This is a genomic window from Izhakiella capsodis (assembly GCF_900115045.1).
In the GTDB taxonomy this organism is placed as follows: Bacteria; Pseudomonadota; Gammaproteobacteria; order Enterobacterales; family Enterobacteriaceae; genus Izhakiella; species Izhakiella capsodis.
The window spans coordinates 248,413-261,748 of sequence record NZ_FOVC01000004.1 but is presented as its reverse complement, the minus strand read 5'-3'; the positions used below and the strand labels follow the sequence as shown (position 1 = coordinate 261,748).

General features: G+C 50.4%; 8 protein-coding genes. 6 read left to right on the top strand and 2 right to left on the bottom strand.

The window, feature by feature from the left end:
- The first annotated feature begins 85 nt into the window (after positions 1-85).
- The 5 genes from zapE (at position 86) to sspB (ending at position 3,734) form a co-directional block, all read left to right on the top strand.
- The gene (gene zapE, locus BM191_RS08645) at positions 86-1,216 is read left to right on the top strand and encodes a cell division protein ZapE (RefSeq protein ID WP_092877161.1); all 1,131 of its coding nucleotides are present in this window, start codon (positions 86-88) and stop codon (positions 1,214-1,216) included.
- Positions 1,217-1,444: 228 nt separating this feature from the next.
- Positions 1,445-1,873 (top strand): 50S ribosomal protein L13, encoded by a 429-nt coding sequence (rplM, locus tag BM191_RS08640; protein WP_092877158.1) that lies wholly within the window; start codon positions 1,445-1,447, stop codon positions 1,871-1,873.
- Between the two features lie 15 nt (positions 1,874-1,888).
- A complete protein-coding gene (gene rpsI, locus BM191_RS08635; RefSeq protein WP_092877156.1) occupies positions 1,889-2,281 on the top strand; it encodes a 30S ribosomal protein S9 in 393 nt (130 codons plus the stop codon).
- Positions 2,282-2,586: 305 nt separating this feature from the next.
- Positions 2,587-3,228: a stringent starvation protein SspA gene (sspA, locus tag BM191_RS08630; RefSeq protein ID WP_092877154.1), complete on the top strand. Its 642-nt coding sequence runs from the start codon at positions 2,587-2,589 to the stop codon at positions 3,226-3,228.
- 5 nt (positions 3,229-3,233) lie between these two features.
- On the top strand, positions 3,234-3,734 hold the full coding sequence (gene sspB, locus BM191_RS08625; RefSeq protein ID WP_092877152.1) for a ClpXP protease specificity-enhancing factor: 501 nt from the start codon (positions 3,234-3,236) through the stop codon (positions 3,732-3,734).
- Positions 3,735-3,839: 105 nt separating this feature from the next.
- On the opposite strand, the gene BM191_RS08620 is transcribed toward sspB, so the two are convergent.
- Together BM191_RS08620 and gltB are read right to left on the bottom strand one after the other, a co-directional pair.
- Positions 3,840-5,258 carry a glutamate synthase small subunit gene (locus BM191_RS08620; protein WP_092877150.1) on the bottom strand — a complete coding sequence of 473 codons (1,419 nt, stop codon included), beginning with the start codon at positions 5,256-5,258 and terminating at the stop codon, positions 3,840-3,842.
- Positions 5,259-5,269: 11 nt separating this feature from the next.
- Positions 5,270-9,736: a glutamate synthase large subunit gene (gene gltB, locus BM191_RS08615; protein ID WP_092877148.1), complete on the bottom strand. Its 4,467-nt coding sequence runs from the start codon at positions 9,734-9,736 to the stop codon at positions 5,270-5,272.
- A gap of 871 nt (positions 9,737-10,607) precedes the next feature.
- Here gltB and arcB point away from each other — a divergent pair.
- The gene (arcB, locus tag BM191_RS08605) at positions 10,608-12,950 is read left to right on the top strand and encodes an aerobic respiration two-component sensor histidine kinase ArcB (protein WP_092877146.1); all 2,343 of its coding nucleotides are present in this window, start codon (positions 10,608-10,610) and stop codon (positions 12,948-12,950) included.
- Positions 12,951-13,336: the final 386 nt, after the last annotated feature.

Sequence of the window (13,336 nt, the reverse complement as noted above, 5' to 3'; positions counted from 1 at the left end):
TGTTGCGGTCTGCCCGCACGTAAAATGTTTCTTCGATTAGTATATCCTGTGGCATCTCAATTTAATCAGGGATCTTGCCGTGACTATGCATATATCCTCTCCGCTGGCGCGCTATCAGCAGGCGCTTAATAGCGGTGAATTTCAGCCGGATGACATTCAGCTTGCTGCCGTAACTCGTCTTGACCGTATCTGGCATGCTTTAAACGAAGAGTGCGTCATGCCATCAGCCGACGCCGGAAGCACCCTGCTTAACAATCTGCGCAAGCTGATTGGCAGAGATAAAAATAAGACAATTGAACCTGTTCGTGGCCTTTATATGTGGGGCGGTGTGGGGCGGGGTAAAACCTGGCTTATGGATCTGTTTTTTCAGTCCATTCGTGGAGAGCGTAAGCAGCGTCTCCACTTTCATCGCTTTATGTTGCGGGTACATGAGTCGCTGACTGAGCTTCAGGGGCAGAGCGATCCGTTACAAATTGTTGCTGACAGGTTTAAAGCAGAAACTGATTTACTCTGTTTTGATGAATTTTTCGTCTCAGATATCACTGATGCCATGCTATTAGGTACGCTAATGGAGGCTCTGTTCGCCAGAGGGATCTCATTGGTGGCGACCTCCAATATTCCACCGGATAAGCTCTACCACAACGGTTTGCAGCGGGCGCGATTTCTGCCGGCAATTGAGCTTATCAAACGCTATTGCGACGTTATGAATGTTGATGCTGGCATAGATTACCGTTTGCGCACTCTGACCTCGGCACATCTTTGGATGACCCCACTGAATGATGCTAATCGTGCGGCGATGGATAACATGTTTGTTGCCTTGGCGGGACAAGCGCGCGGCGATGGGCAGATGCTTGATATCAACCATCGGACGATTAATACGTTGGGTAGCGCTCAGGGTGTGTTGGCCATCGATTTTAATGTCATGTGTGGGGAAGGGCGCAGTCAGCATGACTATATTGAGCTTTCGCATCGCTTCCATAGCGTTCTTTTGTTCAACGTTCCAGTGATGGCTTATAAAACCGAAGATCAGGCGCGTCGCTTTCTGGCGCTGGTCGATGAGTTTTATGAACGGCACGTGAAGCTGATTATATCTGCAGAGGCATCGTTGCATGAGATTTATCAGGGAGAGCGACTGAAGTTTGAATATCAGCGCTGCATCTCCCGCTTGCAGGAGATGCAAAGCGAAGAGTATCTGCGTTTGGACCACTTGCCGTGAGATGCAGTCAGACGAAATATCGTGTAAAAAAGGGTCGATCTTTCATATCGACTTCTCTATAATCTTGCGACCCCACGTTACGACAAAGTTTTTTCCCAAAACTTTGCTGCGCCGGCAACCTTGCCTGAGGGGGTGGGCTTGCTGGACGAGATGGTCGTGTGAGCCTCGACCGTTTATTCAAGCGTTTGGGATTTCACCAACGTGTAACTACTATTGGGTAAGCTTTTAATGAAAACTTTTACAGCTAAGCCAGAAACCGTACAGCGTGACTGGTATGTTGTTGACGCTGATGGCAAAACTTTGGGTCGTCTGGCGACTGAACTGGCACGCCGTCTGCGTGGTAAGCATAAAGCGGAATATACTCCGCACGTTGATACCGGTGACTATATTATCGTTCTCAACGCTGACAAAGTTGCCGTGACGGGTAACAAGCGTCTGGATAAAGTCTATTATCATCATACTGGTCACATCGGTGGTATCAAGCAGGCGACTTTTGAAGAGATGATTGCCCGCCGTCCTGAGCGTGTGATTGAAATCGCGGTTAAAGGCATGCTGCCGAAGGGCCCGCTGGGTCGTGCAATGTTCCGTAAACTAAAAGTATACGCGGGCAATGAGCACAACCACGCGGCACAGCAACCGCAAGTTCTTGACATTTAATCGGGATTACAGGCAATGGCTGAAACTCAAAACTACGGCACTGGTCGCCGCAAAAGCTCTTCCGCTCGCGTCTTTATCAAGCCGGGAAGCGGTAACATCGTTATCAACCAGCGTTCTTTAGAACAATACTTTGGTCGCGAAACTGCCCGCATGGTAGTTCGTCAGCCGCTGGAGCTGGTTGATATGGTCGGCAAACTGGATCTGTACATCACCGTTAAAGGTGGCGGTATTTCTGGTCAGGCTGGCGCTATCCGTCACGGTATTACCCGTGCACTGATGGAGTATGACGAATCCCTGCGTTCTGAACTGCGTAAAGCTGGTTTTGTTACGCGTGATGCTCGTCAGGTTGAACGTAAAAAAGTGGGCCTGCGCAAAGCACGTCGCCGTCCTCAGTTCTCCAAACGTTAATTGGCATCTGCTTTGGCAGATTCAGTTACATAAAAAAACCTGGCATTTGCCGGGTTTTTTCCTTTATGACACTTAATTTTGCGTGATTTTGCTGACAATTCCCCACCAGCTCCGCCACAAACTGTCTAAAATCTGGTAAACTACTGACGCCCTGTGCCTATATTATATGGTGCATCATGCCTGCTTCACTCTGAGCAGAAAGCCGGTTCGGGAGCAGTACGTACCCGAGGCCATTATAATGAACAGGTTGGTCGCCTCGTGGTTGGCTATTCGCAGTAATTTTCTGGATAAACTTGGAGGTTTACATGGCTGTCGCTGCCAACAAACGTTCGGTAATGACGCTGTTTTCTGGTCCAACTGATATTTTTAGTCATCAGGTCCGTATTGTACTGGCTGAAAAAGGCGTCAGCGTAGAGATTGAGCAGGTCGAGATGGATAACCTGCCGCAGGATCTGATTGACCTCAATCCGTATCGAACGGTACCTACGTTGGTAGATCGTGAGCTGACGCTGTATGAATCGCGCATTATCATGGAATATCTTGATGAGCGTTTTCCTCATCCGCCACTAATGCCGGTTTACCCTGTGGCGCGCGGTGAAAGTCGCCTGATGATGCATCGTATTGAATATGATTGGTACAGCCTGATGCGTATCATTGAGCGTGGAAACGCTCAGGATGCTGAAGCCGCACGCAAGCAGTTGCGTGAAGAGCTGCTTGCCATTGCGCCGTTGTTCGCACGTACACCCTATTTTCTCAGCGAGGAGTTTAGCCTGGTAGATTGCTATCTGGCACCGTTGCTGTGGCGTTTACCTCAGCTTGGCGTAGAGCTGCTGGGAACCGGTTCTAAAGAGATCAAAGGCTACATGACGCGCGTCTTTGAACGTGACTCTTTTTTGGCTTCGCTTACTGAAGCTGAACGTGAAATACGCCTGCAAACGCGGGGCTGATATCCATGGAAATGTCACAGCTAACACCTCGTCGTCCTTATCTGCTACGGGCTTTTTATGACTGGCTTCTTGATAACCAGCTGACGCCGCATCTGGTGGTCGATATCAATCTACCGGGCGTAATGGTCCCGTTGGAGTATGCTCGAGACGGGCAGATTGTATTGAATATTGCCCCGCGAGCGGTTGGCAATCTGGAACTTGGTAACGACGAAGTGCGTTTCAACGCGCGTTTCGGGGGTGTTCCGCGTCAGGTTTCGGTTCCACTCGCTGCGGTGCTGGCAATATACGCACGCGAGAACGGTGCCGGGACTATGTTTGAGCCTGAACCGACCTATGATGATGCCGAATTCGATCCCTCTGCTAGCCAGCAAGAAGTAGCCGAGCCGGTAATGTCAGTGATCGACGGCGATCGTCCGGACAATGCTGAGAGCCGCGACGATGATGGCCAGCCAGATGACGAGCCACCTCCGCGCGGTGGACGACCTTCACTGCGAGTGGTGAAATAAAGGGCGAAAGCCAGGCAAAAATATGCTTTGCGTAAAGCGTAGACGAAGGGCCTGAATCTGCTGCCGGAAACAGGCCTTTTATTCGTTAACTGATTGCCGGAGCCGTCAGACTTCAAGATAGTTCATGATACCCTCTGCCGCTTTGCGACCTTCTGCAATGGCGGTAACCACCAGGTCTGAGCCGCGAACCGCATCACCGCCAGCAAAAATTTTCGGGTTGCTGGTCTGATACGGGTTATTGCTTACTTCCGGTGCGATGATGCGCCCTTGCTTATCAAGTTCAACGGTATGTTTTTCCAGCCAGCTCATCGCATGTGGACGAAAGCCAAACGCCATAATTACCGCATCTGCTGGCAGGATGTGTTCAGAACCCGGTACGATCTCTGCCCGGCGACGGCCGTTAGCATCTGGTTCGCCCATTTCTGTACGCGCCATTTTCACACCGCATAGGTTACCGTTAGTATTGATTTCAACCGCCAGAGGCTGAATATTGAACTGAAATTCAACGCCTTCTTCGCGCGCGTTTTTCACTTCGCGACGTGAGCCTGGCATATTTTCTTCATCACGACGGTAAGCGCAGGTTACGTGGGTGGCTCCCTGACGAATAGAGGTTCGCACGCAGTCCATCGCGGTATCTCCTCCTCCCAGAACCACCACGCGTTTACCATTCATATCAATGAAGGGAGCATCTTCGCCTTGTGAGAAGCCCATAACGTTTTTCGTGTTGGCGATCAGATAAGGCAGCGCGTCATATACGCCAGAGGCATCCTCATGTTCAATGCCTCCACGCATTGATTGATAGGTACCAACCCCAAGAAAAACTGCGTCGTAATCGTGCAGAAGCTCGTTAATCTGCACGTCGCGGCCGACTTCGGTATTCAGACGAAATTCAATGCCCATTCCGGTAAAGATTTCACGACGGCGAACCATGATCTCTTTTTCCAGTTTAAAAGAGGGAATACCAAAGGTCAGTAATCCGCCGATTTCCGGATGACGATCGAATACTACCGCCTGTACACCGTTGCGTGCCAGAACGTCAGCACAGGCCAGACCCGCAGGACCGGCACCGATAATGGCAACGTGTTTACCGGTTGGTTTCACCTGACTGAGATCGGGCTTCCAGCCCATCTCCATGGCTTTATCATTGATGTAGCGCTCAATATTACCGATGGTAACAGCGCCAAACTCATCGTTCAGCGTACAGGAACCTTCGCACAGGCGATCCTGTGGGCAAACCCGACCACAAACTTCGGGTAGGCTATTGGTCTGATGAGAAAGTTCGGCCGCTTCAATGATCCTGCCTTCATTAGCCAGTTTCAACCAGTTGGGAATGTAGTTATGCACCGGGCATTTCCATTCACAATAGGGGTTGCCACAGGAAAGGCAGCGATCGGCTTGCGCCTTCGACTGACCTTCAGAGAACGGTTCGTAAATCTCAACAAACTCGATTTTACGAACTTTCAGCGGCTTTTTGGGCGGGTCGACCCGCTGTAAATCGATAAACTGATAAACGTTCTGGCTCATGAACTAACCCCTTACTGCGCCTGCACCCGCAGCTCAGCTGCGGAACGACTACGGTGACCTAACAACGCCTTCACATCGCTGGATTTAGGCTTGATCAGCGCAAATTTGGCAGAGAAATCCGGCCAGTTGGCAAGGATTTCCTCGCCGCGCGTTGATCCGGTAATTTGAACGTGCTCGGTTATCAGGCCGCGAAGATGCTCTTCATGAATCGGCAATTCGTCAACATTCAGCACCTCGACTAACTCTGCGTTTACACGCTTACGAAATTCGCCATCCTCGTCCAGTACGTAGGCAAAGCCGCCGGTCATACCCGCACCAAAGTTAACGCCAGTCCGGCCCAGCACGCAGGCGATGCCGCCGGTCATATACTCACAGCCATTATCGCCAATACCTTCTACCACGGTAATGGCACCGGAGTTGCGTACGGCAAAGCGTTCACCAGCCCGACCAGAGGCGAATAGCTTGCCGCCCGTTGCGCCATAAAGGCAGGTGTTGCCAGCGATGGTGGCTTCGTGGCTGCGGAACGCCGAACCCAGAGGGGGGCGAATAGCCAGCATACCGCCTGCCATACCCTTACCAACGTAGTCGTTAGCGTCCCCGGTGAGCACCAACTCGACACCGCCGGCATTCCAGACGCCGAAGCTTTGACCCGCTGTACCGTTGAAATATACGCGAATAGGATTGGCGGCCAGTCCCTGATCACCATGCTGAGCGGCAATCGCGCCGGAAAGCATTGCACCTACCGAGCGGTCTGTATTGCGAATATCAAACCAGAACGTTTTGCTCTGTCGGGCTTCGACAAACGGCATAGCCTGCTCCAGCAGAGCGTTATTCAGCACGCCTTTATCAAAGGCCGGGTTGCCTTCGGTACAATAAAGCGCTTTTTCCGGCATCGGTTCTGCCGTTGCCAAGAGGCGAGAGAGATTCAGATTTTGCTGCTTGGCGGTGAAACCCTCCAGCTCTTTTAGCAGATCGGTACGACCAATCAGGTCGACCAGGCGTTTCACACCCAGCTGTGCCATGATTTCTCGAGTCTCACGGGCAATAAACTGAAAGTAGTTGGTCACGCGCAGCGGCAGCCCGTGATAATGGTTCTTACGCAGCTTTTCATCCTGCGTTGCTACGCCAGTCGCGCAGTTATTCAGATGGCAGATGCGCAGATATTTACAACCCAGAGCGACCATCGGCCCGGTGCCAAAGCCGAAACTCTCGGCCCCCAGAATCGCTGCTTTAACGATATCCAGGCCGGTTTTCAGTCCACCGTCGACCTGCAGACGGATTTTATGACGCAGGCCGTTAGAAACCAATGCTTGCTGCGTTTCTACCAACCCCAGCTCCCAGGGGCAGCCAGCGTATTTTACCGAACTGAGTGGGCTGGCGCCGGTACCACCGTCGTAGCCAGCAATGGTTATCAGGTCGGCATACGCTTTAGCAACGCCAGTGGCGATGGTGCCGACTCCCGGCTCAGAAACCAGCTTCACTGAAATCATTGCTTTTGGATTGACCTGTTTGAGGTCAAAAATAAGCTGCGCCAAATCTTCAATTGAATAGATATCATGATGCGGGGGCGGGGAAATCAAGGTTACGCCGGGCACCGAATAACGCAGTTTAGCGATATAAGACGTTACCTTGTCTCCCGGCAGCTGACCGCCTTCGCCAGGTTTTGCGCCCTGAGCGACTTTAATCTGGATGACGTCAGCATTGACCAGGTAGGACGGTGTCACGCCGAAACGGCCAGAGGCAACCTGCTTAATGCGCGACACTTTATTGGTACCGTAGCGAGCCGGATCTTCTCCCCCCTCACCGGAGTTAGAGAAACCGCCCAGACTATTCATCGCCTCGGCCAGAGACTCATGCGCTTCAGGGCTAAGTGCGCCGATAGACATCGCTGCAGTATCAAAACGCTTATACAGTTCGCTGGCAGGCTCCACATCATCAACCCCCACACTTTGCCCATCCGGATTCAGCGCCAGTAGATCGCGCAGTGTTGCCACCGGACGTTCATTGACCTGACGGGCATACTGCTGATAATCGCTGTATTCACCGCTGTTCACGGCTTTCTGTAGGGTGGCGACCACATCCGGGTTATAGGCATGATACTCACCGTTGTATACGTATTTGAGTAATCCGCCCTGATCGAGTGGTTTACGCTGTAGCCATGCGCGCTTAGCCAGATTTACCAGATCCTGCTGAAAGTCGGTGAAGCTGGCACCACCGATACGGCTTGTTACGCCCTGGAAGCAGAATGCGGTGATATTATTATGCAGCCCCACGGCTTCAAACAGTTTCGAGCAGCGATAGGACGCAACGGTTGAAATGCCCATTTTGGACATGATTTTGTAAAGGCCTTTATTGATGCCGTTACGGTAGTTGAGCATGATGCTGCGATAATCTTTCTCGATAACGCCGCTGTCAGCCATTTTCGCCAGTGACTCATAGGCAAGCCACGGATAGATCGCTGTGGCGCCAAAACCGAGCAGCACCGCGAAATGGTGAGGGTCGCGAGCGCTGGCGGTTTCAACGATAATGTTTGCATCGCAGCGCAGGTTTTTGTCCACCAGTCGCGCCTGCACCGCGCCAACGATCATTGGCGCCGGGACCGGCAGTTGTTCGGGGCTGATTTCGCGGTCTGAGAGTACCAGCAATACGGTGCCGGAACGCACCATCTGCTCTGCCGTATCGCACAGCTTATAAATCGCTTCTTCCAGCGTTTGTTTCGCTGGGTTGAACGTACAATCGAGCGTGTCGGCGCGATAATACTCACCTTCCATCGTGGTGAGTTGACGAAAGTCGGAGTAAAGCAAAATGGGCGACTTGAAGGTTACGCGATGAGCCTGGCCCTCGGCTTCACAGAAGACGTTCATTTCGCGGCCAATGCTGGTTGCCAGTGACATAACGTGATTTTCACGTAGCGGATCGATTGGCGGGTTAGTTACCTGAGCGAACTGCTGACGGAAGTAGTCATAAATGATGCGCGGACGGCTTGAAAGTACAGCAAATGGCGTATCGTCACCCATCGACCCAACCGCTTCCTGACCGTTTTCACCAAGCACACGAATGATTGAATCAAGCTCTTCGCTGCTGTATGCGAATTGCTTCTGGAAAGTGGCCAGTTGGCTATCGTCCAACTGACGATCGCCGACCTGCTCATCGGGTAAATCTTCAAATGGCACCAGACGCTTCACGTTTTTTTCCATCCACTCTTTGTAAGGGTGGCGGCTCTGCAAATCATGATCGGTTTCTGCAGAATGCAGAATCCGGCCCGCGCGAGTGTCAATAACCATCAGTTCGCCAGGACCAACGCGCCCTTTTTCTACTACCTCATCTGGCTGATAATCCCAGATGCCGACTTCTGAGGCGCAGGTAATGAGCTTATCTTTGGTGATGACGTAGCGTGCCGGGCGTAGCCCGTTGCGGTCGAGGTTACAGGCGGCATATCGGCCGTCCGACATGACGATACCTGCCGGGCCATCCCAAGGCTCCATATGCATGGAATTAAAGTCAAAGAAGGCGCGTAGCTCCGGGTCCATATCCGGATTGTTTTGCCAGGCAGGTGGCACCAGCAAGCGCATGGCGCGCACCAGATCCATGCCGCCAGCCAGAAAAAGCTCAAGCATATTGTCCATAGAGCTGGAGTCTGAGCCGGTTTCATTAACAAAAGGAGCTGCATTCTGCAAGTCGGGGATCAGGGGCGTATTGAATTTATAAGCGCGCGCACGCGCCCATTGGCGGTTTCCGGCGATGGTATTAATTTCGCCATTATGCGCCATATAGCGAAACGGCTGCGCCAGCGGCCAACGTGGAACGGTGTTTGTGGAAAAGCGTTGGTGGAATAAACAAATCGCCGATTCAAGGCGCATGTCTGCCAGATCAAGATAAAAGCGCGGCAGATCAGCCGCCATGCACAGGCCTTTATAAATGTTAACCTGATTTGAAAAGCTACAGATGTAGAATTCTTTGTCTGCCAGTGCTTCAACGCGCTTTTCGATACGACGGCGGGCCATAAACAGGCGGCGTTCCATATCGCGTGGGCGCCATCCAGCCGGGGCGTTAATAAACAACTGTTCGATGCGTGGCAGTGAGGAGAGCGCTATCTCGCCCAGCACTTCCTGATTGGTCGGCACTTCGCGCCAGCCAACGATTGAAAGGGTTTCACGCAGCACTTCTTCTTCAACGATGTGGCGGGCGTGCTCGGCCTGCTGCGGGTTCCGGTTAAGAAACAGCATGCCGACAGCGTAATTTTTTGCCAGCCGCCAGCCTTTTTCCTGGGCGATAATGTGAAAAAAACGGTCGGGTTTTTGTAGCAGTAAGCCACAGCCATCGCCGGTCTTACCATCGGCGAGGATTGCACCACGGTGCTGCATTCGGGCTAGTGCATGGATGGCCGTACGCACTACTTTGTGGCTGGGTTCGCCTTCTATATGAGCGATCAGACCGAAACCACAATTATCCTTTTCAAGGGATTTATCATACAACATATTCGTGAACCTCCCCAGGCTCTGTGGACTCCCGATTCCGACGGCGGTCAACCACAGAAAGGGTTGGTGACAGTTTTGCGCATCTACGCTTACGCATTGGTCACCTTTCTTCCTGCTTTTCGCATCGTTCAGACAAGTATAGAGGACTTGCTTCTGAGGGAGTCTCAATTACTGCATAATTATGACGGCTAAAACATCCGTCCAGAAAGCTTCCAGTGGAAGTCCAACTTAGCGGGAAAGCGAGGTCAGGTCAAATTGGCTTATTAATCCAGTCTTGTAACTTACACCAAGGTTATATCTATGATTTTATTTGTTATTATTGTCTTTTCCTTTAATGCCATCATGGTGCTGTAGTTGCAAGTCTTTTGAATCCTCTCTCTATGTAATAGCGGTATATACACACTATAATACTGATATATTTTTAATTAGCGATTTAATATTCTGTATATTTATAGTTTATACAAACAATCACTATTTTTCACTTTTACGGTTATCTGCATTAAAAGCGTGCGCAATATTAAAAAAAATAATCAGATAGTTGGTGATTAAAAAAACGTTTATTGTGAATTTTTATTCGCTAAGTAAAAGCGAGGGATACGAAGATCCAAGGATATCGTACAGAAAACAAACAGAAGTGTAAGTCAGGGGGGAATTTAGCCCGCTTGTTCAGATTATGCGGTTGTGAAAATTAGTCAATAGCCGATGAGAGCCGCACTAAATTATTCAGTTGATGCACTCAAATCGTGCAGAAAGTGCCCTTTTTCTGATGAGACATTTATCAGGCGGCCGGGTAAGGACGTCACATAGCCCAAAAGCGTTGGCGTCAGTTATACGGTATGATTGACGGGTATCTTGTTGTCAGGACGGACATATGAAACAAATTAGATTGCTGGCGCAATATTACGTTGACTTGATGGTCAAGCTCGGATTGATACGTTTTTCCCTGTTGCTGGCTTCCGCGCTGGTTGTATTGGCAATAGTGGTTCAGATGGCCGTGACCATGCTTTTACACGGACGCGTCGAAAGCATCGATGTGGTGCGCTCAGTATTTTTCGGTCTGTTGATCACGCCTTGGGCGGTCTATTTCCTGTCGGTGGTGGTGGAACAACTGGAGGAATCGCGCCAGCGTCTGGCGAGGCTTGTTGATAAGCTTGAAGAGATGCGCCAGCGCGATATGACATTGAATCAACAAATGCAGGATACCATCACCCGTCTGAATCAGGAGATCGCAGATCGTATCAAAGCAGAAGAGGCGCGTCTGCGGGTAGTTGAAAAGCTTGAGGAAGAGATGGTCAGGCGTGAGCAAGCGCAAATTGAACTGGAGCAGCAGTCAACGTTTCTACGATCTTTTCTCGATGCTTCGCCCGATTTGGTATTTTATCGTAATAGCGACCAGCAGTTTTCTGGCTGTAATCGGGCGATGGAGCTGCTTACTGGTAAAAGTGAAAAGCAGCTGATAGGCCTGTCGCCGGAAGATGTCTATGATGAAGAAGCGGCGAGTAAAGTGATGGAAACCGATAAGAAAGTGTTTCGTCATAATGTTTCTCTGACCTATGAACAGTGGCTGCAATATCCAGACGGGCGCAAAGCCTGCTTTGAAATTCGTAAAGTCCCTTACTACGATAGAGTGGGTAAGCGTAGCGGTCTCATGGGGTTTGGTCGTGATATCACCGAACGTAAGCGCTATCAGGACGCACTGGAAAATGCCAGCAGGGATAAAACGACCTTCATCTCCACTATCAGCCACGAACTGCGTACGCCGTTAAATGGCATTGTCGGCCTGAGCCGCATTCTCCTGGATACGGAATTAAATCAGGAGCAACTCAAATACCTGAAAACTATCCATGTATCGGCAGTCACGCTTGGTAATATTTTCAATGATATTATTGAGATGGATAAAATTGAGCGTCGTAAGATACAACTTGATTTGCAGCCGATTGATTTCACCAGTTTTCTTGCTGATCTTGAAAATTTGTCCGGATTACTGGCGCAGCCTAAGGGGCTGAAATTTGTTATGGCGCCAGCTTTGCCGTTGCCGCACAAAATTATTACTGATGGAACACGTTTGCGGCAGATTTTATGGAATCTGATTGGCAATGCGGTGAAATTTACCCAGCAGGGCAAAATCGTGGTGCGGATCGCCTATCAGAGTGAAGATAGTCTGCGTTTCGACGTTGAGGATTCTGGCATGGGTATTCCGCAAGACGAGCAGGATAAAATTTTTGCCATGTACTATCAGGTGAAAGATCAGCATGGCGGTAATCCCGCTACCGGCACAGGTATCGGACTGGCGGTTTCTCGTCGTCTGGCCCAGAGCATGGGAGGTGATATCAGCGTACGTAGTGTGCAGGGTGAAGGCACATGCTTTTCTTTGACTATCCAGGCTCCGCGTGTGGCGGAAGAAGTCGATGACGTAGAATCTACCGATGACATGCCCTTGCCGGCGCTCAACGTTCTGCTGGTGGAAGATATCGAGCTTAACGTTATTGTTGCACGTTCGGTGTTGGAAAAGCTCGGCTGCAGCGTGGAGGTGGCGATGACGGGGAAAGCCGCATTGGATATGTTCGATCCGCAGGAGTTCGATTTGGTTTTATTAGACATTCAATTGCCTGATATGAGCGGTATGGAAGTCGCAAGGGCTATCCGTAAGCATTATGCGAACAGCGTTTTGCCGCCGCTGATCGCGCTGACGGCAAACGTACTTAAAGATAAAAAAGAGTACCTTGATGCCGGAATGAATGACGTTCTGACCAAGCCGCTTGCGGTGTCCGCGCTGGCTGCGATAATCAAAAAATATTGGGATTATCAGCAGGATGCTATTGCTGAAATACCATCGACAGCAATAACTGAAGCGAAACAGACGTCGCTTCTGGACCTGACAGTATTGGAACAATATGTTGAGTTAGTCGGGCCTTCTCTGGTTCATCAAAGCCTGGAAATATTTGAAAAGATGATGCCAGGTTATCTGGAAGTGCTGGACTCCAACATGATGGCGCGCGATCAAAAAGGGATCGCGGAGGAAGGACATAAGATTAAGGGGGCTGCGGGAGTGGTCGGCTTGATACATTTGCAACAGCTGGCAAAACAGATTCAAAGCCCGGAATTACCGGCGTGGTGGGATAATCTCCAGGAATGGGTCGAAGAGTTAAAAAGAGAGTGGCGGCATGATCTTGCCGTTGCGCGCAACTGGCTGGCAGATATAGAAAAAAAATGACCCCAGCCGAGGCCGGGGTGCGCGAATATTGCGCCAACACCAGGGAAACGATGTCTGACGCAATACTGATAGTTGGAGTCGGCTGCGTCAGGCGGTATTGGGTAAAACAGTTATTAACTACAGCAGCAAATTCTGCCGTGGCTCGTGAAAAACCATTAAAATGTGTGATTAAGAACCACAAGTATGTATAGGAAACATTAATTCATTGATACTGTCAAGCGGCTAATCATTTTGCACAGATGATTGGCTCAAATTTAACCGCTTTTGAATAATAATAGCATGACAGCTTTAACTAACTGATGCCCGAATAGAATCAAAGAGAACTATGTGATAAGTCGAAGATGAAATAGACGACAGTATCACCGCAACGTAATGTTTTCAAAACA

Coding starts and splice junctions, on each gene's coding strand:
- zapE (WP_092877161.1), top strand. CDS start 86: ATGCATATATCCTCTCCGCTGGCGCGCTATCAGCAGGCGCTTAATAGC.
- rplM (WP_092877158.1), top strand. CDS start 1,445: ATGAAAACTTTTACAGCTAAGCCAGAAACCGTACAGCGTGACTGGTAT.
- rpsI (WP_092877156.1), top strand. CDS start 1,889: ATGGCTGAAACTCAAAACTACGGCACTGGTCGCCGCAAAAGCTCTTCC.
- sspA (WP_092877154.1), top strand. CDS start 2,587: ATGGCTGTCGCTGCCAACAAACGTTCGGTAATGACGCTGTTTTCTGGT.
- sspB (WP_092877152.1), top strand. CDS start 3,234: ATGGAAATGTCACAGCTAACACCTCGTCGTCCTTATCTGCTACGGGCT.
- BM191_RS08620 (WP_092877150.1), bottom strand. CDS start 5,258: ATGAGCCAGAACGTTTATCAGTTTATCGATTTACAGCGGGTCGACCCG.
- gltB (WP_092877148.1), bottom strand. CDS start 9,736: ATGTTGTATGATAAATCCCTTGAAAAGGATAATTGTGGTTTCGGTCTG.
- arcB (WP_092877146.1), top strand. CDS start 10,608: ATGAAACAAATTAGATTGCTGGCGCAATATTACGTTGACTTGATGGTC.